We start from the raw sequence: 26,784 nt of genomic DNA on the forward strand, positions 1-26,784 counted from the left end.
TTACCGGTTGTCGGCGAGGATCATGTCCGCCGCCTTCTCGGCGATCATGACGGTCGGCGAGTTCGTGTTGCCGGAGGTGATCCGCGGCATGATCGAGGCGTCCGCGACGCGCAGGCGGCCGAGCGCGCGCAGCCTGAGCCGCGGGTCGACGACGCTCTCCGCGTCGCCGCCCATCCGCAGCGTGCCGACCGGATGGAAGATGGTGGTGCCGATGTCGCCGGCCGCCCGCTTCAGCTCCTCGTCGGTCTCGTAGGACGGGCCGGGCTTGTATTCCTCCGGCCGGAAGCAGGCGAAAGCCGGCTTGGCGACGATCTCGCGCGTCAGGCGGATGGCGCGCACGGCGATGGCGCGGTCGCCCTCGGTGGAAAGGTAGTTCGGGCGGATCTGCGGCTGCAGGGAGAAATCGGGACCCTTCAGGTGAACCGAGCCGCGGCTTTCCGGCCTGAGGTTGCACACGCTCGCTGTCATGGCCGGGAACGCGTGGACGGGATCGCCGAACTTGTCGAGCGAGACGGGCTGGACGTGATATTGCAGGTCCGGCGTCTCCTTGTCCGGGCCCGAGCGGGTGAAGATGCCGAGCTGGCTCGGCGCCATGGACATCGGACCGGAACGGCGCAGCGCATATTCCAGGCCGATCGACGCCTTGCCGAGAAGGCTGCTCGCCTTCTCGTTCAGCGTCGGCACGCCCGTCACCTTGTAGACGAGGCGAAGCTGGAGATGGTCCTGCAGGTTCTCGCCGACCCCCTTCGCCTCGGCGACGACCGGCACGCCAGCCTTTTGCAGCACGTCGCCCGGCCCGACGCCGGAAAGCTCGAGGATGTGCGGCGAGCCGATCGCCCCGGCGCTGAGGATCGTCTCCCGGCGCGCGCGGGCTTTCCGGGCGACGCCGTCGCGGTGGAACTCGACGCCCGTCACCTCCCCGCCCTCGATCAGCAGGCGGCTCACCTGCGCCCTGGTGACGACCTTCAGGTTGCCGCGGCTTCTCGCGGGCTTGAGGAACGCCTTGGCCGTGTTCCAGCGGATGCCCGAGCGCTGGTTGACGTCGAAATAGGCCGAGCCCTCGTTGTCGCCGCGGTTGAAGTCCTTCGTCGGCGGGATGCCGGCCTCTTCCGCGGCCTTGCGGAAGGCGTCGAGCACGGCCCAGCGCACGCGCGAGGTCTCGACCCGCCATTCGCCGCCGGCGCCGTGCATCTCGTCGGCGCCGCCATAGTGGTCCTCCGACTTGCGGAAATAGGGCAGCACGTCGTCCCAGCCCCAGCCATCGCAGCCCGCCTGGCGCCAGAGGTCGTAGTCGCGCGCCTGCCCGCGCATGTAGATCATGCCGTTGATCGAGGAGCAGCCGCCAAGCACCTTGCCGCGCGGATAGCCGAGCGCCCGGCCGTTCAGGCCCTCCTCCGGCTCCGTGCGGAAGCACCAGTCGGTGCGCGGGTTGTTGATGCAGTAGAGATAGCCGACGGGGATATGGATCCAGTGGTAGTTGTCGCTGCCGCCGGCCTCCAGGAGCAGGACGCGGTTGGCGCTGTCGGCCGAAAGGCGGTTTGCCAGCACGCATCCCGCGCTGCCCGCCCCGACGACGATGTAATCGAATTCCTCCATACCGGTCTCCATCCTTCGCCGTTCCCGCGCTCGACGGGAGCCGCAGGCCGTCACGGTCCTGATTGTCGCAAGCGGGGCCGGCCGACCGGCGGCCCCGGCACCCTTATCGCCTGTGCTCGAAGCCCAGCCGCCGCCCGAGGCGGGAAGCATAGAACTCTCCGACGAGGCCGCGGCGGAAGAGCAGCACGCACACCATGAAGACCACCCCCGTCACGATCGTCACGGGGAAGTCGGAGGTGGCGAGATAGTTCTGCAGCGTCACGACAAGCCCGGCGCCGAAGACGGGACCGACGAGCGTGCCGATGCCGCCGAGCAATGTCATCAGGATCACCTCGCCGGACATCTGCCAGGTGACGTCGGTCAGCGTGGCGAACTGGAAGACCAGCGCCTTGACGCCGCCGGCAAGCCCGGCAAGCGCCGCCGACATCACGAAGGCGCCGAGCTTGTAGTACTGCACCGAGTAGCCGAGCGAGACGGCGCGCTGCTCGTTCTCGCGGATCGACTTCAGGATCATGCCGAAGGGCGAGTTGACGAAGCGCCAGATGACGAGGAGGCCGATCACGAAGACGGCGAGCGTGAAATAGTACATGTTGGTGGAGACCGAGAGGTCCACGAGGCCGAACAGGTGGCCGCGCGGCACGCCCTGGATGCCGTCCTCGCCCTTGGTGAACTCCGCCTGCAGGCAGAAGAAATAGAACATCTGCGAGAGCGCCAGGGTGATCATCGCGAAATAGATGCCCTGCCGGCGGATGGCGAAGAAGCCGATGACGAGGCCGAGCGCGGCCGCGCCGGCGACGCCGAGGAGAACGCCGAGCTCCGGGGTCCAGTGCCATTCCTTGACGGCATGCGCCGTGAAATACGCCGCGCCCCCGAAGAAGGCCGCATGGCCGAAGGAGAGCAGCCCCGTATAGCCGATCAGGAGATTGAAGGCGCAGGCGAAGAGGGCGAAGCACAGGAGCTTCATCAGGAAGACCGGATAGAGGAAGAGCGGCGCGACGGCGAGCGCCGCAAGCCCCGCCACCAGGAAGCCGATCCGGATCGCGTGCGCCGTGGCGCTGCGGGCCCCGGCCCGTTCGCTGCGGTCGGTCGTTTCAACCATGTCCGCCATGTCAGGCATCCTTCCCGAAGAGGCCGGCCGGCCGGAGCAGGAGCACGATGGCCATGATGACGAAGATCACGATGTTCGAGGCTTCCGGATAGAAGACCTTCGTCAGCCCCTCGGCGATCCCCAACACGTAGCCGGTGACGATCGCGCCGAGGATCGAGCCCATGCCGCCCACGACGACGACCGCGAAGACCACGATGATGAGGTTCGTGCCCATCAGCGGCGAGACCTGGTAGATCGGCGCGGCGAGCACGCCGGCAAAAGCGGCGAGCGCCGCCCCGAGGCCGTAGGTCAGGGTCAGAAGCAGCGGCACGTTGATGCCGAAGGCCTGCACGAGCATGGTGTTCTCGGTCGCCGCCCGCAGATAGGAGCCGAGCTTGGTCTTCTCGATCAGGAGCCAGGTGCCGAGGCAGGTGGCGAGCGAAACGGCGACGACCCAGCCGCGATAGTTCGGCAGGAACATGAAGCCGAGATTGGTGCCGCCCGCCAGCAACGGCGGCACCGAATAGGGCTGGCCCGCCGCGCCGTAGAGGTAGCGGAACGTGCCTTCGATGGTCAGCGCCAGGCCGAAGGTGAAGAGAAGCCCGTAGAGCGGGTCGAGGTCGTAGAGCCGGCTCAGCATCGTGCGCTCGACCAACGCCCCGAAGAGGCCGACGACAAGCGGCGCGACGAGGAGCGCCACCCAGTAGTTGACGCCGAGATATTGCAGGAGCAGCAGCGCCGCGAAGGCGCCCAGCATGTATTGCGCGCCGTGCGCGAAGTTGATGACGCGCAGGAGGCCGAAGATGACGGCAAGGCCGAGGCTCAGCATCGCATAGAACGAACCGTTGATCAGCCCGATCAGCAACTGGCCGAGGAACGCCTGAAGGGGAATGCCGAAGATCGTCGTCATGGCATCAGACTCCCAGCACCTTGTGAAGCATGGTCATGCGGTCCGGCAGCTCCGACACCGGGAAATCCGCCACCATCCGCCCATGGTCCATCAGATAGAAGCGGTCGGCGACCTTGCTGGCGAAGCGGAAGTTCTGCTCGACGAGCAGGACGGTCATGCCGCGCGCCTTGAGTTTTCTAAGCACCTCGCCGATGCGCTGCACGATCACCGGCGCAAGGCCCTCCGTCGGCTCGTCGAGGATCAGGAGACGCACGCCGGTGCGCAGGATGCGCGCGATCGCCAGCATCTGCTGCTCGCCGCCGGAGAGCTTCGTGCCGGGGCTCGTCCGCCGTTCCAGGAGGTTGGGGAAGAGCTCGTAGATCTCGTCGAGCGGCATGCCGCCGTCCGCCACCACCGGCGGCAGCAAAAGGTTCTCCTCGACGGTGAGGCTGGCGAAGATGCCGCGCTCCTCCGGCACGAAGCCGATGCCGGCATGGGCGGTGCGGTGAAGGGGGACGGAGAGCATGTCGCGGCCGGCAAAGCGGATCTCGCCGCGGCGCTCGCGGATGATGCCCATGATCGTGCGAAGCGTCGTCGTCTTGCCGACGCCGTTGCGGCCGAGGATGGTGATCGTCTCTCCCTCTCCCACCACCATGTCGACGCCGTGCAGGACATGGCTCTCGCCGTACCAGGCATGCAGGTCGGCGACCTGAAGAAGCGCTCCCATGTCAGGCTTCCTCCGTGCCCATGTAGGCGGCGCGCACCCGCGGGTCCTCGCTCACCGTCCGGTAATCGCCTTCCGCGAGGATTTCCCCGCGCTGGAGGACGGTCACGTGGTCGCAGATGTCGGCGACGACCTTCAGGTTGTGCTCCACCATCAGCACGGCCCGCTCGCGCGCCACGGCGCGGATGATGCGCGCCACGACGGCGACGTCCTCCCCGCCCATGCCGGCCATCGGCTCGTCGAGCAGCAGGACCTTCGGGTCGAGCGCCAGCGTGGTCGCGATCTCCAGCACGCGCTTGCGCCCGTAGGAGAGGTCCGCCGCCATCACGTCGCGCGCCTCGGAAAGGCCGACGGCGGATATAAGCTGGTCCGCGCGCTCGTTCAGCCGGTCGAGCGCCGAAAGCGGCAGCCAGAACTGCGTGGCGAGCCCGTTCGGCCGCTGCAGGGCGACGCGCACGTTGTCCAGCACGGAAAGATGCGGGAAGACGGCGGAAATCTGGAACGACCGCACGAGGCCCATGCGGGCGACGCGGTCCGGAGCCATGCCCGTTATGTCGGTCCCGAGCAGGGTGATCGTGCCGCTCGTCGGGGTCAGGAACTTGGTCAGGAGGTTGAAGACCGTCGTCTTGCCCGCGCCGTTCGGCCCGATCAGGGCATGGACGCGCGCATGGTGCACGTCGAGGTCCACGTTGCTCACGGCCTTGAAGGCGCCGAAGTTCATGCCGAGGCCGCGGGCGGACAGCACCACCCGCGGATCCTCGTTGCTCTGTTGCGCGGCGAGCGTCGTCACTGTCGCGGGCCGCCGCTTACTGCGAGACCAGCGGGCAGCCGCTCTTGGCCGGATCAATGAAGGCCTCGTCGCCCGGAATGGTCGCGAGCACCTTGTAGTAGTCCCATGCCACGTCGCTCTCGCCGGGCTTCTTCACCTCCATGAGGTACATGTCGTGGATCATGCGGCCGTTGGCGCCGACCTTGCCGTTCTCGGCGAAGACGTCGTTGACCGGCATTTCGTGCAGGGCCTTGGCGACGGCCTCCGTCTCGTCGGTTCCGGCCTTCTCGATCGCCTTGAGATATTGCGTGACGGCGGAATAGGTGCCGGCATGCACCATGTTGGGCATGGCGCCGGTGCGGTCGAAGAAGCGCTTGCCGAACTCGGCCGCCTCGGGCGTGCGGTTCCAGTAGAAGCCTTCCGTCAGCGTCAGGCCCTGGGCCGCCTCCAGGCCGAGGCCGTGCACCTCGGCGAGCGTGAAGAGCAGCGCGGCGAGCCGCTGGCCGCCGGCGACGATGCCGAACTCGGCCGCCTGCTTGATCGAGTTGGACGTGTCGAGGCCGGCATTGGCAAGGCCGATCACCTTGGCGCCCGAGGACTGCGCCTGGAGCAGGAAGGACGAATAGTCCGTGGTCGCCAGCGGATGGCGCACGGAGCCGGAGACCGTGCCGCCGTTCGCCTTGACGAAGTTGGCGGTGTTCTCCTCGAGCGAATAGCCGAAGGCATAGTCCGCGGTCAGGAAGAACCAGGTGTCGCCGCCTTCCTTCACCAGCGCCCCGCCCGTGCCGACGGCGAGCGAATAGGTGTCGTAGGCCCAGTGGAAGCCGTAGGGGCTGCATTGGGCGCCCGTCAGCTCGGTCGTGGCCGCGCCGGTGACGATGTCGATCTTCTTCTTCTCCTTGGAGATCGCCTGGACCGCGAGCGCGACGGAGGACGTCGTCAGCTCCATGATCGCGTCCACCTGCTCGGTGTCGTACCACTGGCGCGCGATGTTCGAGGCGATGTCCGGCTTGTTCTGATGGTCGGCGGTGATGACCTCGACGGACGCGCCGAGCACCTTGCCGCCATAGTCCTCGACCGCCATCCTGGCCGCCTCGAAGGAATACTTGCCGCCGAAATTGGCGTAGACGCCCGACTGGTCGTTCAGGATGCCGATCTTGACCACGCCGTCGGAAACGTCGGCATGGGCCGCCGTCGAGCCTGCGAGCAGCACGGCCATGGATGCAATCAATCTGGTGCGCATGGTTTCTCCTCCCAGAGAATATGAAAAGTGCAATCTGTTCAAAAATGCCCGGACGCTCTCCTCAAAGCATCTGGCCTGCCGTGCAGTTTCCGGAATTTCGACGTTGACACAAGGGCGGACGGCTGGCTATTTGCGAACAAAGCCTGTTCATTTTTGAACAGACGGAGCCATAAGCCGTGCATCCGCAGTTTACCTGGGACGACCTGCAGTTCTTCCTTGCCGTGGCGCGGACCGGACACCTCTCGGCGGCGGCGCGGCAGCTGCGCACGAGCCACGCCACGGTCTCGCGCCGCATCGACCGGCTGGAATTCGCCCTCAAGGTCAAGCTCTTCGAGCGCAATGCGCGCGGTTACATCCTCACGCAGATGGGGCAGCGCTTCGTCGAGACCGCCGAGCGCATCGAGGGCGAGACGGAGCGGCTGCAGGCCGACATCGCCTCGGGCGCGACCTCGCAGCGGGGCGTCGTGCGGCTGAGCGCGCCGGAGGGCTTTTCCAACTTCTTCTTCGCCGAGCGGCTGCCGGCCTTCGTGCGGCAATATCCGGCGATCTCGCTGGAACTGGTGACGATCCAGCAGATCATGTCGCTGTCGCGCAAGGAGGCCGACGTCGCCGTCACACTCGATCCGCCGAAGGCCGGACCCTACTTCGCCGAGAAGATCCTGGACTACAGCCTGCATGTCTACGGCGCCCGCCCTTACCTTGCCGCGATGCCGCCGATCCTGACGCGCGACGACCTCCTCGCCCATCCCTTCATCGGCTATATCGAGGACATGATCTTCGCCCCGGGCCTCGATTATCTCGGGGACGTGCACCGCGGCATCAAGCCCGCGTTCCAGAGCTCCAGCATCTTCGCCCAGCTGACGGCGACGCGCAACGGGCTCGGCCTGTGCGTGCTGCCGCACTTCATCGCCGCGCGCTACCCGGAGCTCGAGATCGTGCTGCCGCAGGCCGTGGAGCTCAGGCGCAGCTACTGGCTGCTCTGCCACAGGGACATGCGCGACGTTCCGCGCATCCGCAGCGTCATCAGCTATATCGGAAACACCGTCCGCTCCAACGCCTCCCTCTTCATGCGCAACCTACGGGCCGAATCCGCGGCAGGCGTGCAAGATGCAGGCCCCACGGAGCCCCGCACGGCCGCTTCGGGACCATTGCCTGCCGAATAGCGTGCCGGCGCGGCCTACCGCCGATCGGCCTGCTTCATCGCCTGCACGGCAAGCTTGGGCGCGAGGATGCGCGTATCGCGGCTCTAGAGGAGCGCGGCCACCCTCTCGGCCGTCGCCCTGGCCGAGAAGGGGTTCTGGCCCGTGACCAGGCGCCCGTCCGCGACGACATGGGAAACGAAAGGCAGGAGCGCCTTCGCGTACAGGGCGCCGCGCCGCTTCATCTGCTCTTGCGCATTGTAGGGCATCTTGCGTGCGACCCCGGCCAGGACCTCCTCCGTCCAGGAAAAGCCCGTTATCCGCCGCCCCGCAACCAGCAGCCTGCCGTCGGAAAGCCGGGTGTTCAACAGGCCGCAATAGCCGTGGCAGACCGAGGAGACGATCCCGCCCTGCTCCCAGATGGCGCGCGTGATCCGCTGCAATCCCTCGTCGTCGGGAAAATCCCACATGACCGCATGCCCGCCCGTGAAATAGATGGCGTCGTAATCCGCCGGGGCGATCTCGTCGGGCCGCGCGGTCGAGGACAGCAACGCCATCCGCGCGGGATCGTCGAGCCAGGCCTTCGCCGAGGCGTCGAGAAGCGGCCATTTGAGGGCGCGCGGCTCCAGCGGCGACACGCCGCCTTTGGGGCTGACGATGTGCTGCTCATAGCCGTGCGCCTCGAACACGTCCCATGCATGCGTCAGCTCCGACAGCCAGAGGCCGGTCGGATGCGACGGATCGTCATAGTGGGCGACGTTGCTGACAATGTGGAGAACACGTTTCGCCATGCTCAGGACCTCCTCGCGCTGGAACCGCGAGCAGTCTTACCCTTGAAGCAGACTTCAAGGTCAAGGCAAATCGAGGCCGCCGACGAAACGAGCCGACCCCGTGATCTCGAAACGGGCCTCCGCCGCCCTCCTACTCCCCATGGTCATAGCTGCCTTCGGCCATGCCGCGCTTCCAATAGTTCAGGATATAGGCCCTTTCGGCAGGAAGACCGCATTCGCGCCTCGCGAACGCGCGGATGCGGCGCGAGATCGCGGCCTCCGCGCCGACCCAGAGATAGGCGTCGCGAAGGGCCTGCGCGCCCAGCGCCAGCACGGCCGGCGCCAGGAGATCCTGCGAGGCGTCTCCATGGAGCCAGGTCAGCGTCATGGCAGGCGGCACGCGCAGCGCCTGCTCCTCCCAGGCATCGGGGACCATGATGAGCAGATCGCCGGCGGCTGTCTGCGGGAGGCGATCCAGTATGAACGCGATCGCGGGCAGCGCCGTATGGTCGCCCGCAAGCACATATCGCTTCGGCTCGGCCTCCAGGATGCGCGCGTGCGGCCGCCAGAGGCCGACTTCCTCTCCGATGCGCGCCGCCGCCGCCCATCGCGACGCGACGCCCTCGTCGCCATGCAGCACGAAGTCGATGTCCATGCTGTTTTCGGCATAATCGAACTTGCGGACGCTGTAGGTGCGCACATAGGGGCGGCGCTCCGGGGGCGGATAGACCGCATGCCCGCGCGCATCGGCCGTCGGCCACTCCTGCCTGTCGAGGTCGCCGCGCGGGATCAGCGCATGGACATGCGGCCCCATGGAGCGCGGATGGCAATCGAACCGCGACAGGTCGTCGACCTGGACCGAGACCCGCTGCATGCGCGGCGTGACGCGCTCGCTGCGGAGCACGGTGGCGATACGGAAGTTCTCCGGCCGGACGATCGGCGCGGCGCTGGTTTCGTCGTTGGTCAACGCTCCCTCCTCAGGAGAAGCAGAAAGAAAGGGCCGGCCAGGAAGGAGGCGAAGAGCCCGGCGGGTATCTGGTAGGGAAAGATCACCGAGCGCCCCGCCCAATCCGCCGCGATCATGACGACCGCGCCGGCAAGGCTGCTGGCGAGGAGATGGTCGGCCGGGCGGTTAAAGCCGGCAAGGCGCGTCAGGTGCGGGGCGAGCAGCCCGACGAATGTCAGCGGCCCCACGGCAAGCGTCGCCGCCGCCGTCAGCCCGGCGGTGACGGCCAGCAGGCCCAGCCTGACGGCGGCGACGCGCATTCCCAGCGACGATGCCACGCCTTCCCCGAGGGGCAGGATGCCGAGCGGGCGAACCGCCAGCGCGAGAAGCGCCAGCAGCAGCACGCCGACCCCGGCCGTGACGACGGCGCGCATCTGCGTGACCGCATAGGTCGAACCGACCATCCAGCCCAGCAGCATGGCCATCCTCGGATCGCCGCTCGCCATCAGCACGGCCGCCAGGGCGCTCAGCAGCGTGCCGAAGGCGATGCCGACGAGAAGGAGGCGATCGGGCGCGAACCGTGTCCGCCGCCCCGATGCAAGGATTGCAAGAAGGCTGAGGAAGGCGCCGCAGGTCGTCGCCGCAAGCTGCCAGGCGTGGGAGGGTGCCGGCACGAGGAACAGGAGGGCGATGAGGCCGAGCGCCGCGCCCGAGGAGACGCCCAGGATCTCGGGGCTCGCCAGCGGGTTGGCGGTCATGCGCTGGATCACCACGCCGGCGGCCGCCAGCATGGCCCCCGCCATGCCCGCCGAAACGACGCGCGGCCACCGCCAGGGCAGCATGTCCTTCAGGGCCTGCCCCGTCAGCCACGCCCATCCGCCAGGCCCCCGGCCGAACGCGAGGGCGCAAAGGAATAGCAGGACGGCGAGGACAAGAAGGGCGGCAAGGGCCAGGTCCGGCCGGTGAAGCCGGCGAGGTCCCTCGGCCTGTTGCGCCCGGGGCAGGCCCTCGGCCCCCATGCGCGGAAGCAGCCAGAGAAGCAGCGGCGCACCGAGGAGCGCCGTGGCCGCGCCGGTCGGTATTTCCCGCGGAAGCGGCGCAAGCTGCACCATCTGGTCCGTCACCCAGAGCAGGCCGGCCCCGACGAGAGGAGCCGCCCGCAGCTGGGCGGCCATGGTGCGCGCGCCGGCGGCCCGGGCGATGGCGGGCGCGGCAAGGCCGATGAAGGCGATCATGCCCGCGGCGCTCACGACGGCCGCCGAAAGGCCGGTCGCGACCAGCAGCGTGGCCACCCGGAGCGGCGCGACGCCGATGCCCAGCGAACGGGCGCTCTCGTCGCCGATCGACAGGAGGCGGAGCGGGCGCAGGAGCGCGGCGGCAAGAAGCCCGGCGATCGAAAGGCGCAGCAGGAGACCGCCCGACGCCTCCCAGCCGTTCTGGACGAGCGAGCCCGAACCCCAGAGGAAGACGCCCGTCAGGTAGTGCTGGTTGAAGAGAACGAGGACGCCTGACGCCGCGCCGGCATAAAGGCTCGCGAACACGCCGGCGATGATCACCCGTGTCGGCGAAAACTGCCGGCTCCAGCCCACCGCCATGACGAGGAGGAGAGCGGCAAGCGATCCTGCGAACGCCACGCCCTCCGCCCCGACGGTGCCGGCCGCCGCCGGATACCAGAGCGTCACCACGACGAGCGCCAGTTGGGCGCCGGCAGCCACGCCAAGCGTGCTCGGCTCTGCAAGCGGGTTGCGCAGCACCGCCTGGTAGAGCACCCCGGCAAGGGCGAGCCCCGCCCCGGCCAGCAGGCTGATCGCCATGCGGGGAAACAGGCTGTCCCGCGCAAGCAGCACCGCGATGTCGCCGGAGCCATCCGGATCCGGCAGCCGTCCCCATTCCGCGACAGGCAGCAGGCGCGCGAGCGTAGCGACCGACAGAGCCGCACCGAGCGCCATCAGGGCGGCGGCAAGCACGATGGACCGATCGAGGGCCGGCTTGCCGGGACGACGAAGCACGCTCTCAACCCGCATCGAGCGCGCCCCGGTCGATAAGGCCGTCCACGATGCCGGCGAAGCGGTGGGCGGTCGGCAACGCGCCGTACATCTCGAGATAGGGAACCGGAAGGACGCGCGCCGCGCGCACGAAGGGAAGGCTGCGCCAGATCGCGCTTTTCTCGAGGGTGCCGATCGCCGTCTTGGCGATGGGGCTTTCGATATAGAGGAAAACGCCGTCCGGCATGCCGGCAAGGCTGTCGATCCCCTTGCTGGCGATGCCCCAGGGGCTCGTCTCGCCGCCATAGGCGTTGCGAAGGCCGACACGGCGCATCACGCCATCGAAAAGGCTGTTGCGGCCGTAGAGGATGACGTGCCGCCCGTCGAGGAGCGGGCTCGCCAGGAACACCGGGCGCAGGCGCCTTGCCGCAACCTGTGCCGCGAGCCGGTCGAGGCGGGAGCGATGGGCGGCGAGGAACGCCTCCGCGGCCGCGCCCGTGCCGGTGAGGCCGGCGATCTGCCTGAAGGAGGACGCGGCGCCCTCCTCCGTCGAGCCCGCCACGCCGTAGACCGGCGCCGAAATCACCGGCGCGATCCTCTCCAGGAGTTCGACGGACGGGCCTATGCCGAAAGAGCGGACCATGACGTCGGGTTTCAGGGCCTGCAGCATCTCCAGGTTCGGTTCATAGTAGAAGCCGACGTCCACGGCGTGGCGCAGGAGCGGCAGGTCGCCCTCGACCTTCCTGTAGCCGTCGAGGCCGGCGACGCCCGCCGGCGCGATGCCGAGCGTCGTCAGCATCTCCGTCGAGGGCGCATCGAGCGCGACGATCCGCCGGGGCGCCGGCGCGGCGCGGGCCCCGCCCGCCGTCGCAAGGACGCCGCCAAGCCATGCCAATGCCTTGAGGGCCTCCCGGCGCCGGGCCAGGCCCGCGGACGTCGCGTTCACCATCGGTACTTGAGTGTGGCGTTGATGGTCCTGCCCTGGCCGTAGTAGCATTGCATCGCGTTCTGGCAGTAGCCCACATATTCCTTGTTCAGGAGGTTCGTGGCGGTGACGCGCAGGTCCAGTCCGTCGAGCCGGCTATCCAGCTTGCCGAAGTCGTAGTTGAGCGCCGCATCGACCAGGACGTGGCCGCCCACCTCGAACAGGTTGTCGGCGTCGCCATACGACTTGCCCTGATAGCGAAGACCGCCCGCAAGCCCGAGGCCGGCGAGCGCGCCGTCCTCGAACCGATAGTCCAGCCAAACCGAGGCCTGGTGATCCGGCACCATCACCAGCTGCTTGCCGAGCAGGGACTCTGCGCCCGGATTGGCCCTGGTAATCTCGGAATCCGTGTAGGCATAGGAGGCGATGAGGTTCAGGGCCGGCGTCAGCGCGGTCTTCGCCTCCATCTCGAAACCGCGCACGCGTGCTTGCCCGGCTTGCAGCAGGCCCGTGCCGCCCGGCGTGCGATTGGGAGCCGTGACGTTCTCCTGGTCGATCTGGAAAGCCGAAAGCGTCACGAAGGTATCGCCGTCGACGCTCTGGTACTTCAGGCCCGCCTCGATCTGCTCGCCCTCGAGCGGCGCCAGCGGCCCGCCCGTCGTGCTCACGCCGTCGATCGGATCGAACGACGTCGAATAGGAGACATAGGGCGCAAAGCCGTTGTCGAAGAGGTAGGTAAGGCCGATCCGGCCCGTCAGCTTGCCGTCGTCGTAATCGAAGCTCGAGACGTTCAGCCCCTGGGGCGAACTTCCCCTCATCCAGTCCTGCCGAAGGCCGGCCGTGACGATCCAATTGTTCCACCGCATCTGGTCTTGCGCGTAAAGGCCGACTTGCCGGCGCTCCATGTTGTAGGCGATGCGCGGGATGAGCGTGGGGACAGCAGCGCCGTAGACCGGGTCATAGAGGTCGAAGGTGCCGCCATAGATGTTCGAAGCGAAACGATAGCTGTCGTCGAGATGGAGGTAATCGAGACCGAGGAGAACCTTGTGCTCGACCGCCCCGGTCTCGAAACGCCCCTCCAGGTTCGTATCGACCGTAAAGGTATCGGCTGCCCCGATGCCGCGGGTGGCGACGCGCATCACCTCTCCCGGAGCGACCAGCGCTGCCGCAGGGCTCGCCTTGGTATCGATGTCGACGCTATTGAATTGCAGGTTCTGGCGCAGCGTCCAATCCGTGTCGAATTCATGCCTGAAGTTGTAGCCGACAGCGTATTGTTCACGCTCGTAACCGTCGTAGCCCGGTTCGCCGGCGTAGCGGCTCGGCGGCAACTTGCCGAGCGGACTGGGCAGCAGGGTGCCGGCCGCCGGCAGGCTCATGTAGTCGGAGATCGTGTCGTCCTTCTGGTACTGCCCGTAGACGGTCAGCGACGTCGCTTCCGTCGGCCGCCAGGTCAAGGCCGGGGCGATGAACTGGCGCTCGTCGTGGCCGAAATCGATCCGCCCGCCCGCGTCCCTGGCGAGACCTGTCAGGCGATAGAGGAACTGGCCGTCCTCGTCGACCGGGCCGGAAAAGTCGAACATCCCCTGCTTGCGATCATGGCTGCCGCCCTGGACGGCGATCTCGCGCAGCGGCGTCTCGGTCGGCATCTTCGTGGTCATGTTGATGAGGCCGCCCGGAAGATTCTGGCCGTACAGGACGGAAGAAGGCCCCTTGAGCACATCGATGCGCTCCAGGCTGTAGGGCTCGATCCGCGCAAGGGCGGCGCTATAGGCACCGTAGGGCAAACGTGAGCCGTTGAGGTTGTAGCGCACGTAAAAGCCGCGCGACTGGAGGACGTCGTTGCGGCTGTCGCTGTCGCCGAAAGTCGCCACGACGCCCGGCGTGTATCGCGTGGCTTCGGTGACGTTCTGCGCGCCCTGCCGGTCGATCTGGTCGCGGGTCACGACATTGACGGACTGCGGCACCTCGATCAGCGGCGTATCGGTCTTGGTCGCCGTCACGCCGGAAGTGGCGACGTAGCCGTCGGTCAGCCCCGCTGCCTGGCCGTCCACGGTGATCGTCTGGAGGACCGTGGATCCGTCGGCGACCGTCGCTGCGCCTACCGTCGAACCGCCGCCGAGTATGGCGACCGTGTTCGCGCCCGTGAATGCGTAGGAGAGCCCCGAGCCGGCGAGCAGCCGGGAAAGCGCCTGCTCCGCCGTCATCGTGCCCGTGACGGACGGCGCCATCGCGCCGGATGCAATCGAGGTCTGGTAGGCGATCTGGAGGCCGGTCTGCCTTGCGAGCGTGCGCAAGGCCTGATCGAGGGGCTGAGCGGGGATGTCGAAGGCATGCGTGCGCGCCGCCTGAGCGGCGGCGACCTGCGGCGGGAGGACGAACGGAACCGCCCCGGCCCAAAGCGCCGTCGTCACAACCACCATCGCAGTCAGGCGCGCACGGCACGCGGTTCCCCTTCTGCACCATGTTCCGGATTTCTTACGCATGCCATCCCCACAGACCGAAATTCAAGACGGAAGGAGACCGGCCGCGGCCGCCGCGGGCAGCAGGTTCGATCCCCTCTTTTCGTGTCTATGACGCGCAGGCCGGACCGGCACCTAAAGAGCGGCGACAAAGTTTTTCGAGAAAATCTACGTGATGAGCACCAGGACGCCCGGGATGCGGCGCACCGTCCGGCCCTGCGTGCGTGCAAGCGCATAGACCGCTTCCAGCGCTTCGGACGTGGAAAACATCGCGGTCACCGGAACATTGGAGGACGCACCCGGTGCATAGGCGATGCGCTCAGGCAGGTAGCGCCCCAGCTCGGCCATCGCGCTTGCGAACGGACGTCCCTCGAAGATGACCTTGCCGTTTCTCCAGGCAAGTTCCCTTTCCACATCCACCCGCGTTACCGGCCCAAGGCGTCCGCCCGCCGAGTAGCTGGCCTGCTCGTTGGAGGCGATGTCCAGCCGGTCGGCGCCATCGGTCGAAGACGGGGACGAGACGAGAACGCTGCCCTTTGCCACCGTGACGGTGGCCAGGTCGTCGATCGCCCTTACGGAAAAAACGGCGCTGCCGGCCTCGGTGCGGCCGCCGAAGGCGGAAACGCTGAAGATCGCGCCCGAGGACTTGCCCACGCTGAACTCGGCCTCTCCGCCCAGCAGCTCGACACGGCGGATCGCCGGGCCGAAATCGACGGCGAGCGCGCTGTCGGTGTTCAACGTGACCACCGTTCCATCGGGAAGCTCGTGCCTTGCCTGCTCGCCGACCGCCGTGCGCAGGTCCGTCCGCCACCAGCGTTGGAGACCCGGCAGGGCAAGGGCCGCCACCCCGGCCGCAACCGCGGCGCCGGACCCCAGCAGAAAAGCGCGCCGTCCGGCGGAAGGGGGACAATGCATGGCCGGCGCCCGATCGGCATGATCCTCGCGCAGGCCGCCGAGATCGCTCCAGAAGAGCCTTTCGCGCCGGAACGCCTCCGCATGCCGCGGGGACAGATCGCGCCAGGCCTTGAAGCGCTGCAGATCCCCCTCGCTGACCCGGCCGGACGTCAGGCGCACGATCCAGTCCCGCGCATCGAGATCGATGCGCCGATCCTCGTCAAATCTGTCCCGGTTCTCGTCCATGCTGAGACTTGCCAAAGGTTCACGCAGGCGGCGCTTCCGGCCGCCTTCGTCTTATAGACGCGCGAAACGGAATTTTACCTAAAGAAATCGGCTTGGTCAGATGCCCAGGTCATCACGAACCGTGGCGAGCTTCTCCAGGGCGCGGCGGATATGATAGTAGACGGCTTCCTCGCTCATCCCGAAGCGTTCGGCAAGCCGCCGGTGCGAGATGCCCTCCAGCCGGTTCATCAGGAAGATCCTGCGGGTCTTTTCCGGAAGGGTGTCGAGGGCCGCCTGGACCGCGCGGAGGTTCTGCCGGCTGATCAGGTGGCGTTCCGGCGAAAGGTCGTCGATACCCTCGCCGAGGAGATCCGCCAGCTCCCCGTCGAGCGTCAGGCGGCGGCGCTCCTTGCGCAGATAATCGGTGGTGGCGTTGTGAGCCACCCGGCTGACGAAGCCCGCCGTGTTCGCGATGTTCTCCGAAGCGCCGCGTTCAAGCTTCATCCAGGTGTCCTGGATCAGGTCGTCGGCAACCGCATTCGAGCCCGTCCGCAGCCGCGCCGACGCCGAAAGCCGCGGCTTCAGCGCCAGGAAAGCCTCAAGGAATCGCGTGAGCTTGCTTTTTTCCACACCGGGCATCCGGAAACCGTCAACACCAAGCCTCGTATTGCCCAAATGGAAAACGCCTTCAACGACAATAGGTTATAAACGTTCTAAACGGGCAGAGAAACCTTCCTTCGACAATCATGTTTAGTGCTTGATTTTCTTGCCGTTGCGCAGCGCGCGGCCATCTGCCCCCGTGCGGGGCTGCGTGAAATTTGAAGGGGAGAGTTGCATAATTGCGACAACGGGCCGATGGCCGGCGGCCATCCGCAGTTGCGGCAACGACCGCGGCCATGGAGCGGAGAACGAAACTTTGCGCGCCCTTAAAAACATGATATTTCAAGTCATGATTTAAGCGAGCCCGGCTCGAAGGCATGTACCGGCGGCATCCCGCCGCCGGAAACTCTCTTGATGTGCAATTCCCATGACGACAGCGAAAGCGGTCATTTTCGCAGGATCGGTCCAGCCGGAACGGAGGACGTTCCCCCGGCCTGCCCGGCCCCGGCGGATGCGGACGGCCTTGCCGCCGGCTTCCGCGCTGCTGCTGTCCCTGGCCGTGCACGCCGGCGCCGCGGCGGCGATCACCCTCCTGCTCGCACCGGTCGAGCCGTACATGCCGGAGCCGCAGCCGATGGCGATCATGGTCGCGTTCGTGGCCGACCCGGACTTGCAGGAGGACAAGCCGCAGGAGGTGCGCAAGGGCGACCGCGCCTCGCTCGCGCCGGACGACGCGGCCCCGGAAAAGAACGATCTCGACATTCCCGACGAGGCAGCCAAGCCCGACACGCTCCTCGAGCTCGAAGAGCTGCCGGACTCCGTTCCCGTCCCGGTGCGCCGGCCGAAGCCGGAGCGACGGACGGCCGAGAAAAAGGCCCGCGACAAGACGAAGCTCGCAACCGCCAAGGGCCTCGAGGACGAACCTCGGCCCGATATCCCCATCGGCGAGGACCTGCGGATGGCCGGCGAGGTGGATGCCACCCTCGCCTTCGCGGCCTCGCGCGGCGTGCGCCGGAACGTCGACGCGCAGGAGCGGTGGCTGGCCCGCCTGTCGACGCATCTCGAACGCCGCAAGCGTTATCCGCGCTCGTCCCTCTCCCGCCGGGAAGAGGGCATCGTCCATGTCCGCTTCGCCGTCGCGCCCGACGGCAAGGTGCTGATGCCCGAGATCGTCCGCTCCTCCGGCATCTCCGCGCTCGACGAGGAAGTCATGGCCCTCCTGGAGCGCGCCGCCCCGCTGCCAAAGCCTCCTTCCGACATCAACACGCTCGTCACCGTGCCGGTCGATTTCACGATCAAGCGCTGACAGCCATTTCCGTTTCCCCTTGTGTGGCATTCGCGCAACATGCAGCCAGGAATTTGCTTGCGCGCAATCCGCCGGGTTTATCCGCCGGGACAGGCTATCCGCCCGAATAATATGAGCTTTCCAAGAAGGTTTTGACGGCAGCGCGAAAGGATCGCTCCCTTCCCGCTCCCGGCACCGCAATTCGTTGATCTTGTGCGCAAATCGGTGTTGAGCCAAACGGTTGGTGACGACCAACCAGTGAGGCGAGAAATCGCGTTGAACCCGCATCGACGACACTCCTGCGATGCCCCGGCCGTTCGGACGACGCGCGGCACCGGCCGCAAGGCGGAGGATATTTCCCGATGAGCTGGGACATCCAGAAGCTCTTCCGGCGCCACGCGAGGGAAATCGCCCGGTCCCTGCGCCGCCGGGGACTGAACGCCGAAACGGCCGCCGACATCACGCAGGACACGTTCCTGCGCGTGCTCGTCTCGCCGCCCCCGGAAAACAGGGCGGCCCACAATCCGGCCGCCTACCTCTACCGGATTTCCCGCAATCTCAGGATCGACCACCAGCGCCGCGAGCGCCTGCTCGTCCGCGTGGACCTCGCCGAGGGCGATTTCGCCGCCATCGCCGACCCTTCCCCCTCCGCCGAGACGATCGTCTACGACCGTCAGCGGCTCGCCCTGACCGAGGCGGCGCTGGCCGAGCTTCCGGAAAGGACGCGCCGCGCATTCGAGCTGCACCGCATGGGAGAACTGACCATCTCCGAAACGGCGCAGGCGCTCGGCCTTTCCACCACGCGGACGTGGGTCCTGATCCGGAACGCCTACGAACATATCGATGCGCGCCTGCGCGGCATCTGATAGAAGCCCGGCGGGAAAATTCGCTCCTCCCATTCGTAAAACGAACATGAGCGTCTCCACCGGGACGGATCCGCAACGAGGACAGGCATGAACGAGGCGCCCGATGACCGGCAGCTGTTTCGCGAAGCGGCCGATCTCGCCATCCGCCTCCAGGGCGATCCGGAAAACCCCGTTTCGGTCGGCCTGGTGCGGGCATGGATCGCACGCAGCCCCGCCCACCGGCAGGCCTGGGCGCGCGTTGCCGAGATCCACGGCATGGCGGGGCAGGTCCTGGCGGAGCGCTACGACGGGGCCGATCGCCCGCCGCGGGGCGTCACGCGCCGCACGCTGATGATCGGCGCCCTGGCCGGAACGGGCGCGCTCGCCGCCGGCTCCCTGGTCCTTCCCGACCTGCTGGTCGAGCTGAGGGCGGACTACGTCACCTCGACCGGCGAGATCCGGCGGATCGAGCTTGCCGACGGCAGCGTCGTCACGCTCGGGCCGGCAAGCGCGATCGGGATCGACTACGCGCCGGCACGCCGGACCGTCCGGCTTCTCGCGGGCATGGCCTATTTCGACGTCGCGGGCGATGCCGCGCGTCCGTTCTCGGTCCTTTCGGGCGAGGTCACGGCCACGGCGCTCGGCACCGCCTACGACGTCTCCGACGATGCCGGGATCGTCTCCGTTTCGGTCAACCACGGAAGGGTTGCCGCCGCCATCGCCGAGGGACCGGCCGGCGAGGAGCTCGGCGCCGGAGACTGGATCGTCTTCGACCCCGCAACGCACGGCATAGCCGGCCGCGGCAGGCGGGATGCTTCGCAGATCGCCGCCTGGCGCAGCGGCATGATCGTCGCCGAGCAGGAAACCGTCTCCGCGCTGGTCGCTCGGATTTCCCGCTGGCATCCCGGCAAGGTCGTCGTCGCCGATCCCTTCCTCGGCGCCCGCGTCGTCAGCGGCGTCTTCGACCTCGGCGATCCGGTGCGCGCGCTGGAGGCCGTCGTGCGGCCCTTCGGCGCGCGCGTGCGCAGGATCACCCCCTTCATGACCGTCATCTCCCGCGTTTAGAACAAAAAAGGGAAAAAAACCGATCCCCGTTCGTAAAGCCCCAATAGGGGCGCATGACCGGCAGGCAATGAGCCCTCCAAACGGTTCAGGACGGAGCGGCATTTCGATGGGACGGGAATATCGGTGGAACGGGCTTGCAGGCCTTGGCCAAAGGACCTTGCTTGCGGCCCTGCTGGCGACAGAGGCCTTCACGGCGGCACTTCCGGGCGGCAGGCCCGCCTTCGCGCAGGCGCAGACCTATTCCATTCCGGCCGGCCCGCTTGCCGGCGCACTCGCCGCCTTCGGCCGCCAATCGGGAACCCAGATCGCCTATGAAGCCGCCATCGCCAGCGGCAAGACCTCGCCCGGCCTTTCGGGACCGGCGACGCGCGAGCAGGCGATCGCCCGCCTGCTCGCCGGAACGGGCCTCGTCTATTCCTTCACCGATTCCACCTCGATCCTCATCACCGAAGCACGCGCCGACGCGGCGGGACTGCCCGCGGACGGCGCGACCCTTCTGGAGCGCATCACCGTTGAAGGCACCGGCGAGACGGCCTGGGGGCCGGTCGACGGTTTCGTCGCCACGCGCAGCGCGAGCGGCACCAAGACGGACACGCCGCTGGTCGAGACGCCGCAGTCGATCTCCGTCGTCACGCGCGAGCAGATCGAGAAGCAGGGCGCCCAGCGGCTCGAGGACGCGCTGACCTATACGCCGGGCGTCAGCGTCGGCAGCTACGGTTTCAACCCGGAGCAGGACTACGTCTTCATGCGCGGCTTCCAGGTGCCCTTCTTCCTGGACGGCACGCGGCAATACCGAGACTATATCGTCGGCGCGCAGCTCGGCGTCGAGCCGTACGGCCTCGAACGCATCGAGACCGTGAGAGGCCCGGCGTCCGTCCTCTACGGGCAGATCTCCCCCGGCGGCATCGTCAACCAGGTCGTCAAGCGGCCGAGCGCCGATCCCCTCAGGGAGGTCCAGCTGACGCTCGGCGATCCGCGCCGGCTGCAGGCCGCGTTCGACTTCAGCGGGCCGATGGACGAGAACGGCACGGTTCTCTATCGGCTGACCGGCCTCGGACGCTCCGCCGACGGGCAGATGGACTTCCAGGGCGACGACCGCCTCTTCATCGCCCCGGCGCTGACCTGGTCTCCCGACGCGGATACAACCCTCACCCTGTTCGGCCAGTACCAGCGCGACAAGGATGCGCTCCGTCCCGTTCCGCTGCCGCCCTACGGCACGATCTTCGACAGCGTCCACGGCACCGTCCCGCGCGACCGCTTCCTCGGCGAACCCGGTTTCGACGGCTTCGACCGGTCGCAATATTCGCTGGGCTACGAATTCGAGCATCGCTTCACCGACACCTGGAGCGTGCGCCAGAACCTGCGCTACACCCATGTCGACCAGACCGAGGACTACACGCTCGTCGCCTACGACTACGGCTCGTTCGCCCTCGACGGGCGCACGGTCGACCGCACGGGCTGGCACGACGTCAACGAGATCGGCACGCTCGGCATCGACAACCAGCTCATCGGCGAGTTCGACACGGGCGACCTTGCCCACAAGCTGATCCTCGGCCTCGACTATTCCCGCTCCCGCAGTGACTGGTATTTCGCCTCGGCCACGCTCGATCCGATCGACGCCTTCGATCCGGTCTACGGCTCGCCGATCGGGCCGCTCCTGCCGGGCATTTCCGAGCTGAAGACCGCCAGCCAGCTCGGCCTCTACGCGCAGGACCAGATCGCCTGGAACAATTGGCGGCTGACGTTCGGCGGGCGCTACGACTGGGCCGAGGGCATCACCACCGACCGCCTGTCCTCCGTCAGCACGACGCAGAAGGACGAAGCCTTCACCGGCCGCGTCGGCCTCACCTACCTCTTCGACAACGGCCTTGCGCCCTATGTCAGCTATTCCACGTCCTTCGACCCGGAAATCGGGCTCGACGGCAACGGCGACCCCTTCAAGCCGACGACCGCCCAGCAATACGAGGTCGGCATCAAGTACCAGCCCGCCGGCGGCGAGAGCTTCTTCGCGCTCTCGCTCTTCGACCTGAAGCGCCAGAACATCCTGACGCCCGATCTCGACCCGCCGGCCAACAACCCCTGGGCCCAGACCCAGACCGGCGAAGCGCGGGTGCGCGGCCTCGAAGCCGAGGCGAAGATCAGCCTCACAGACCGCTTCGATCTCGTCGGCGCCTACACCTATCTCGATTCCGAGATCACCAAGAGCAACAAGCCCGATCTCGGCAAGCCGCTCTTCCTGACGCCGAGGCATCAGGTCTCGCTATGGGCCAACTATACCGTGGAGGACGGCGCTGCGGCCGGCCTCGGCGCCGGCATCGGCGTGCGCTACCGCGGAAAGGTCTGGGGCTCCAACCACGAGATCGAGGTGCCCTCCTACACGCTCTTCGATGCGAGCCTCACCTACGATTTCGGCAAGAAGTACCCCGATCTCGCCGGCCTCGACCTCACCGTCAGCGCGCGCAACCTCTTCGACAGGAAATACATCTCGACGTGCTCGTTCTGGGAGGGCTGCTTCTACGGGGAAGGCCGCAACATCACGGCGACGCTGAAATACAGGTGGTGAGGACCGCCGCTTGATGCCGACGGTACGGCATTGCAGCCGTCGCGGCTTCTGCCGGATGCTGGGCGCGGCGGCGCTGGCCGCCGCGCCCGCCGGCCGTTCGCACGCGCATTCCGCACAGGCGCCGCTCCGCATCGCCGCGCTCGAACACCGCATCGTCGAAACGCTGCTCGCCATCGGCCTCTCACCGCTGGCGATGCAGGACCCGGCGACCTATCGCCGCTGGGTGGTCGAGCCCCCGCTGCCGGACGGTGTCGTCGACCTCGGGACCGAGGCCGAGCCGAACGTGGAACTGCTCGCCGACCTTCGCCCCGACCTCATCCTCACGCCCGAGGAGCGGCCCGACCTCGACCGCCTCGCCATGATCGCGCCGCTTCGGGCGCTGACCATGACGCCGGCCCCGGGCATCCGGGAATACGCGCATTTCGAGACCGTCCTCCTCGACCTCGCACGCCTCTTCGCCCGCTCCGCCTCCGGGCATGCCGCCGTGTCCGGCGTGGAAGCGGACATCGCCGGCGCGCGGCGGCGTCTTATACGCCGCGCCGGGCAGCCGGTATTCCTCGTGACCTTCGTGGACAACCGGCATGTCTGGGTCTACGGCCGGTCGAACCTCTTCCAGGACGTGCTCGACCGGGTGGGCCTCGTCAATGCCTGGGCCGACGAAGGCACGTTCGACGTCGTCGGCATCGACAAGCTGGCGGACCGGAAGGACGCCCGGCTCGTCTTCATCGAGAACAATGCGCCGGGCGTGCCGGCCGACCTCGCCGCAAGCCCGCTGTGGCGGGCGCTGCCTTTCGTGCGCGCCGGCCGCGTCGCCGGCATCGCGTCGGTGACCCCGTTCGGGGCCCTGCCGACGGCCGGGCGCTTCGCACGGCTGCTCGCCGCCGCGGGTGACCCGTGATGCGGGCGGCGCGACTGTCGGGCGCCGCGCTTCTCGGCGTTCTTCTTGCCCTTCCCGCCGTGGCGCTGACCGCCGCCAACCTCGCGGGCCAGCTCCCCGTCGCCCTCTGGCCCGGCGCGGCCTTTTCGCCCGATGCGGGCGACATCCGCCAGATGCTGTTCCATTACGACAGCCTGCCGCGGATCGTCGTCGCGCTCGCCTCGGGCGCGGCCCTCGGCATGGCCGGAGCGGTGCTGCAGCACGTCTTCGCCAATCCCCTCGCCGAGCCGGGCACGCTCGGCCTTTCCGCCGGCAGCCAGCTTGCGCTCGTCGTCCTGCTGCTCGCCGTGCCGGAGGCCGGCGTCTTCGCGCGGGATGCCGCCGCGCTTGCCGGGGCCGCCCTCGTCATGGCGCTGATGGCGGCTCTCTCGCTGCGGCGGGGAACCTCGCCGATGACGGTCGTTCTGGCGGGGCTGACCATCGGCCTGACGGCCGCCGCCGCCGCCAATGTCCTTATCCTCTTCAACGGCCGCTACCTGACGAGCCTCTTCATCTGGAGCTCAGGCTCCCTGGTGCAGAACGGCTGGGCCGTCGCGGCCTCGATGCCCGTCAAGCTCACGCTCCCCGCCGTCGCGCTCCTGCTGCTGATGCGGCCGCTCACCGTGCTCGCGCTCGGGCCGGATGCGGCGCAGGCGCTCGGCCTGCCGTCCGCGCTGGTGCGCGGCCTTGCCCTTTCCGCCGCCGCGGTGCTTGCCGCCATCGTCACGGCAGCCGTCGGCGTCTTCGCCTTCCTCGGACTTGCCGCGCCCGCGCTTGCCCGTCTTGCGGGCGCGCGCACGCTGCCGCAGCAGCTCGCGGGCTCGACGGCGGCCGGCGCATTGCTGCTCCTCCTCGCCGATGCCGCCGTCACGGCCTGTTCGGGCGCCGCCGAAGGAATACCGACCGGTGCGGCGACGGCGCTGGCCGGCGCAGCCTTTCTCCTGCTTTTCGCGCGGCGCCCGCTTGCCGCCCGGCCGCCCGTTCTCAGGCAGGGCATGCCGGCGCGGACGAACCTTGCGCTGACCCTGGCGGCCGGGGTGGCCGCCTTTTCCGTGATCGTCCTGCTCGCGGCGACCCTGGGCCGGACGGCCGAAGGACCGGTCTTCGTCGACCTTTCCGATCCCGGCCTGATCCTCGCCCTGCGCCTGCCGCGGATCCTCGCCGCAGCCGCCTGCGGCGTGCTCCTGGCCGCGGCCGGCGTGGTGATCCAGAGGCTGACGGCCAATCCGCTCGCCGCGCCCGAGCTTGCCGGCGTCAGCGCGGGCGCCGCCTGCGGGGTGATCGCCGCCATGGTCCTGTCGCCGGCTGCGGGGCCGGGCGTCCAGGCGCTCTACGGCTCAGCCGGCGCGCTCGGCGTCGTCGTCCTGCTCCTCGCCCTCGTCCGCCGGAGCGGGTTTTCCCCCGAACGCGTCGTCCTCGTCGGCCTGACGCTCGCCACGGCGATGTCCGCGCTCGTCTCGATCCTGCTTGCGAGCGGCGATCCCCGCTTCTCGCGGCTGCTCGTCTGGATGGCCGGCTCGACCTACGGCGTCGGCATGGACCGGGCGGTCTTCGTCTCGGCGGCGGCCGGCGTCACCCTTGCCGCGGCGGTTCCGCTCCTGCGCTTGCTCGACATCCTGCCGCTCGGCGAGCCCGTCGGCCGGGCGCTCGGCATGAAGATGGCCGCGGGCCGGCTGGCCATGCTCCTCCTGGTCGCCGGCGCCACCGGCACGGCGACCCTCGTCGTCGGCCCGATAACCTTCGTCGGCCTGCTGGCGCCGGTGATCGCGCGGGCGGCCGGCGCACGCCGGGCGGCCGGCGAAATCCTCGGCGCCGCGCTTGCCGGCGCCGCCATCCTCGTTTTCGCCGACTGGCTCGGCCGGCAGGTCGCCTTCCCCCGCCAGATCCCCGCCGGCCTGCTGGCCGCCGTCACGGGCAGCCCGGTGCTCGTCTGGCTGCTCTGGCGGAACAGGGGCGCGCGATGATCGCCTCCCTTGCCGGGGCCTTCGCACCGCCCTTCCAATGGTACGGCGGCCATCTGGAGCTTGCGGGCGGAGACGATGCCGATGCGGTCCGCCCGCTCGACATGCCGCGGATCGCAGCGCTTGTCGCGCGTTTCGAAACCCCGTTCAGCGCGGCCGACCGGCGCGCGGCGGTCTCGCTCTGGTCGCAGTACTATTTCGCCGCCCTCATCGTTCCGACCGTGGCCGTGGCCGCACGGCTCGGCCGCACCCTGCCCGTCGAAATTACGCGCGTCCGCTTGCGGGCCGCGGAGGACGGAACGCCGGCCGCCTTCCTTCTCGCCAGCGACGGGGAGCCGATCGACGAGGCAGGCCCGGCGCCGCTGTCGGTTCTGCTTGAGAATCATCTCATACCCTTTATAGAGACGATGTCGTCAGCCTTCGGCGTGACCGCGCGGCTCCTGTGGAGCAACGCGGCCACGGTCCTCGAATGGTCCCTCTTCCAGGCCGGTACGGACGGCGCGGCATCGGGAAGGGTCCTGCAACACGGCCTTGCGATGCTGAAAGCGCAAACATTGCCGGACGGAAGACGCAACCCGCTGTTCGGGCAGGTCCGCTATCCTCTGGAAAACGGCGTGCCTGTCCGGCGCCGCCGGGTCTGCTGCCTCCGCTACCTGCTGCCCGGCGAGGAGGCCTGCGGCAGCCTCTGTCCCCTGCCGGACATCCGCAAGGCCTGAAACCGCAATGCCGTCCCATCCACCCGGACCGATCGTGACCATGCAAACGCTGCCAGACGCACCTTCCGCGCCCCTTTTCGAGCTCGATGCCGTATCCTTCTCGACGCCGCAGCGCACGCTCATCGAGCCGCTGACCCTGACGATCCCCGAGCGCAAGGTCATCGGCCTGATTGGCCACAACGGGTCGGGCAAGTCGACGCTTCTGAAGATCCTCGCCCGCCAGCAGCCCGCGACCGGCGGCACCGTCCGCTTCAAGGGGCGCGCGCTGCCGGAATGGGGCGACCGCGCCTTCGCCCGCAGCCTCGCCTACCTGCCGCAGCAGACGCCCCCCGCCTCCGGCCTGCTCGTGAAAGAGCTCGTCGCCATGGGGCGTTACCCCTGGCACGGCGCGCTCGGCCGCTTCGGCAGGGAAGACCGCGAGAAGGTGGAAGAGGCGATCGAGCTGACCGGCATCGCACCCTTCACGGACCGCCTGGTCGACACGCTCTCCGGCGGCGAGCGCCAGCGCGTGTGGATCGCCATGCTGGTGGCGCAGGACGCCGGATGCCTGCTCCTCGACGAGCCGATCTCCGCGCTCGACATCGCCCACCAGATCGAGGTCATGTCCCTTGTCCGCACGCTCTCGCACGAAAAGCGCCTGGGTGTGATCGTCGTGCTGCACGACGTCAACGTCACCGCGCGCTTCTGCGACGACGTCATCGCGCTGCATTCGGGAAAGCTCATCGCCCGCGGATCGCCCGGAGAGATCATGACGGCAGGGGAGCTGAAGCGCATCTACGGCGTGGACATGACAGTCATGGCCCACCCGCACACCGGCACCCCCGTAGCGCTGCCCTGCTGAGAGTCCGCCAAGCCCCCATGCGGTCCCAGGTATTCCGATACGCCGCCTGATACATCTTGGCGGCTTTTGCGAAGCTGGTTCTGCCTTCATTTGCTGATGCCGTGCAGGGCAACTTCAACGTGGTGAGAGAACCGGTGCAGAAGGTGATCATCGCACCCTCCCCCGACGGGTCTGCGGACCTGACGACCCACGGCCGTCTCGCGACGATCCTCGCTTCGATGAAGGAGTTCCAGGACTACAGCGCCTCGATGCGCGCAGGGCATCATCAGAAGGAGAAGATCGACTTTGCGGTTTTTACCGCCAAGGATCTGGAGGATAGAAACACGAAAGCCCCGTTGGGT

At 68.1% G+C, this 26,784-nt stretch carries 23 protein-coding genes; 10 read left to right on the forward strand and 13 right to left on the reverse strand.

Going from position 1 to position 26,784, the window contains the following annotated elements; all coding sequences use genetic code 11:
• The 6 genes from ACIIOY_RS24205 to ACIIOY_RS24230 form a co-directional block, all read right to left on the reverse strand.
• Entirely contained in the window at nucleotides 1-1,596 is a 1,596-nt protein-coding gene (locus tag ACIIOY_RS24205) for a GMC family oxidoreductase (protein ID WP_411037240.1), read from the reverse strand.
• A gap of 103 nt (nucleotides 1,597-1,699) precedes the next feature.
• Nucleotides 1,700-2,704, reverse strand: coding sequence for a branched-chain amino acid ABC transporter permease (locus tag ACIIOY_RS24210; RefSeq protein WP_411037241.1), 1,005 nt, complete (start codon nucleotides 2,702-2,704; stop codon nucleotides 1,700-1,702).
• 1 nt (nucleotide 2,705) lies between these two features.
• A complete protein-coding gene (locus tag ACIIOY_RS24215) occupies nucleotides 2,706-3,593 on the reverse strand; it encodes a branched-chain amino acid ABC transporter permease (protein WP_411037242.1) in 888 nt (295 codons plus the stop codon).
• A 4-nt stretch (nucleotides 3,594-3,597) separates the two neighbouring features.
• Entirely contained in the window at nucleotides 3,598-4,299 is a 702-nt protein-coding gene (locus ACIIOY_RS24220; protein WP_411037243.1) for an ABC transporter ATP-binding protein, read from the reverse strand.
• 1 nt (nucleotide 4,300) lies between these two features.
• On the reverse strand, nucleotides 4,301-5,086 hold the full coding sequence (locus ACIIOY_RS24225; protein WP_411037244.1) for an ABC transporter ATP-binding protein: 786 nt from the start codon (nucleotides 5,084-5,086) through the stop codon (nucleotides 4,301-4,303).
• Between the two features lie 16 nt (nucleotides 5,087-5,102).
• A complete protein-coding gene (locus tag ACIIOY_RS24230; RefSeq protein WP_411037245.1) occupies nucleotides 5,103-6,308 on the reverse strand; it encodes an ABC transporter substrate-binding protein in 1,206 nt (401 codons plus the stop codon).
• A 176-nt stretch (nucleotides 6,309-6,484) separates the two neighbouring features.
• Between ACIIOY_RS24230 and ACIIOY_RS24235 the strand changes: the two genes are divergently transcribed.
• Complete coding sequence (locus tag ACIIOY_RS24235) at nucleotides 6,485-7,471, forward strand: LysR family transcriptional regulator (protein ID WP_411037246.1); 987 nt, start codon at nucleotides 6,485-6,487, stop codon at nucleotides 7,469-7,471.
• Between the two features lie 83 nt (nucleotides 7,472-7,554).
• Here ACIIOY_RS24235 and ACIIOY_RS24240 read toward each other — a convergent pair whose 3' ends face one another.
• The 7 genes from ACIIOY_RS24240 to ACIIOY_RS24270 all read right to left on the reverse strand — a co-directional run bounded on the left by ACIIOY_RS24240 (nucleotide 7,555) and on the right by ACIIOY_RS24270 (nucleotide 16,281).
• Entirely contained in the window at nucleotides 7,555-8,238 is a 684-nt protein-coding gene (locus ACIIOY_RS24240) for a type 1 glutamine amidotransferase domain-containing protein (RefSeq protein WP_411037247.1), read from the reverse strand.
• A 130-nt stretch (nucleotides 8,239-8,368) separates the two neighbouring features.
• Nucleotides 8,369-9,184, reverse strand: coding sequence for a siderophore-interacting protein (locus tag ACIIOY_RS24245; protein WP_411037248.1), 816 nt, complete (start codon nucleotides 9,182-9,184; stop codon nucleotides 8,369-8,371).
• Nucleotides 9,181-11,187, reverse strand: a complete 2,007-nt coding sequence (gene fhuB, locus ACIIOY_RS24250; protein ID WP_411037249.1) for a Fe(3+)-hydroxamate ABC transporter permease FhuB — start codon at nucleotides 11,185-11,187, stop codon at nucleotides 9,181-9,183. The genes ACIIOY_RS24245 and fhuB (ACIIOY_RS24250) overlap by 4 nt, the downstream gene beginning before the upstream one ends.
• On the reverse strand, nucleotides 11,177-12,043 hold the full coding sequence (locus ACIIOY_RS24255; protein WP_411037250.1) for an ABC transporter substrate-binding protein: 867 nt from the start codon (nucleotides 12,041-12,043) through the stop codon (nucleotides 11,177-11,179). The genes fhuB (ACIIOY_RS24250) and ACIIOY_RS24255 overlap by 11 nt, the downstream gene beginning before the upstream one ends.
• 47 nt (nucleotides 12,044-12,090) lie before the next feature.
• Complete coding sequence (locus tag ACIIOY_RS24260; protein ID WP_411037251.1) at nucleotides 12,091-14,484, reverse strand: TonB-dependent siderophore receptor; 2,394 nt, start codon at nucleotides 14,482-14,484, stop codon at nucleotides 12,091-12,093.
• A gap of 216 nt (nucleotides 14,485-14,700) precedes the next feature.
• Nucleotides 14,701-15,672: a FecR family protein gene (locus ACIIOY_RS24265; protein WP_411037252.1), complete on the reverse strand. Its 972-nt coding sequence runs from the start codon at nucleotides 15,670-15,672 to the stop codon at nucleotides 14,701-14,703.
• 96 nt (nucleotides 15,673-15,768) lie between these two features.
• On the reverse strand, nucleotides 15,769-16,281 hold the full coding sequence (locus ACIIOY_RS24270; protein ID WP_411037253.1) for an RNA polymerase sigma factor: 513 nt from the start codon (nucleotides 16,279-16,281) through the stop codon (nucleotides 15,769-15,771).
• Between the two features lie 493 nt (nucleotides 16,282-16,774).
• Here ACIIOY_RS24270 and tolA point away from each other — a divergent pair, with 493 nt between their 5' ends.
• The 9 genes from tolA to ACIIOY_RS24315 form a co-directional block, all read left to right on the forward strand.
• Entirely contained in the window at nucleotides 16,775-17,557 is a 783-nt protein-coding gene (gene tolA, locus ACIIOY_RS24275; RefSeq protein ID WP_411037254.1) for a cell envelope integrity protein TolA, read from the forward strand.
• Nucleotides 17,558-17,898: 341 nt separating this feature from the next.
• Complete coding sequence (locus tag ACIIOY_RS24280; protein WP_411037255.1) at nucleotides 17,899-18,402, forward strand: RNA polymerase sigma factor; 504 nt, start codon at nucleotides 17,899-17,901, stop codon at nucleotides 18,400-18,402.
• Nucleotides 18,403-18,489: 87 nt separating this feature from the next.
• A complete protein-coding gene (locus ACIIOY_RS24285; RefSeq protein WP_411037256.1) occupies nucleotides 18,490-19,446 on the forward strand; it encodes a FecR family protein in 957 nt (318 codons plus the stop codon).
• 157 nt (nucleotides 19,447-19,603) lie between these two features.
• Entirely contained in the window at nucleotides 19,604-22,009 is a 2,406-nt protein-coding gene (locus tag ACIIOY_RS24290) for a TonB-dependent siderophore receptor (protein ID WP_411037257.1), read from the forward strand.
• 13 nt (nucleotides 22,010-22,022) lie between these two features.
• The gene (locus tag ACIIOY_RS24295) at nucleotides 22,023-22,907 is read left to right on the forward strand and encodes an ABC transporter substrate-binding protein (protein WP_411037258.1); all 885 of its coding nucleotides are present in this window, start codon (nucleotides 22,023-22,025) and stop codon (nucleotides 22,905-22,907) included.
• Nucleotides 22,907-24,889 (forward strand): Fe(3+)-hydroxamate ABC transporter permease FhuB, encoded by a 1,983-nt coding sequence (gene fhuB / locus ACIIOY_RS24300; RefSeq protein WP_411037259.1) that lies wholly within the window; start codon nucleotides 22,907-22,909, stop codon nucleotides 24,887-24,889. The genes ACIIOY_RS24295 and fhuB (ACIIOY_RS24300) overlap by 1 nt, the downstream gene beginning before the upstream one ends.
• Nucleotides 24,886-25,602, forward strand: a complete 717-nt coding sequence (fhuF, locus tag ACIIOY_RS24305; RefSeq protein WP_411037260.1) for a siderophore-iron reductase FhuF — start codon at nucleotides 24,886-24,888, stop codon at nucleotides 25,600-25,602. Before fhuB (ACIIOY_RS24300) ends, fhuF begins: the two co-directional genes overlap by 4 nt.
• 40 nt (nucleotides 25,603-25,642) lie before the next feature.
• Entirely contained in the window at nucleotides 25,643-26,443 is an 801-nt protein-coding gene (locus tag ACIIOY_RS24310) for an ATP-binding cassette domain-containing protein (RefSeq protein ID WP_411037261.1), read from the forward strand.
• 56 nt (nucleotides 26,444-26,499) lie between these two features.
• On the forward strand, nucleotides 26,500-26,784 hold a 285-nt coding region (locus ACIIOY_RS24315), incomplete at its 3' end, for a hypothetical protein (protein WP_411037262.1).

It is taken from the genome of Shinella agrisoli (assembly GCF_046557955.1).
Taxonomy (GTDB): Bacteria; Pseudomonadota; Alphaproteobacteria; order Rhizobiales; family Rhizobiaceae; genus Shinella.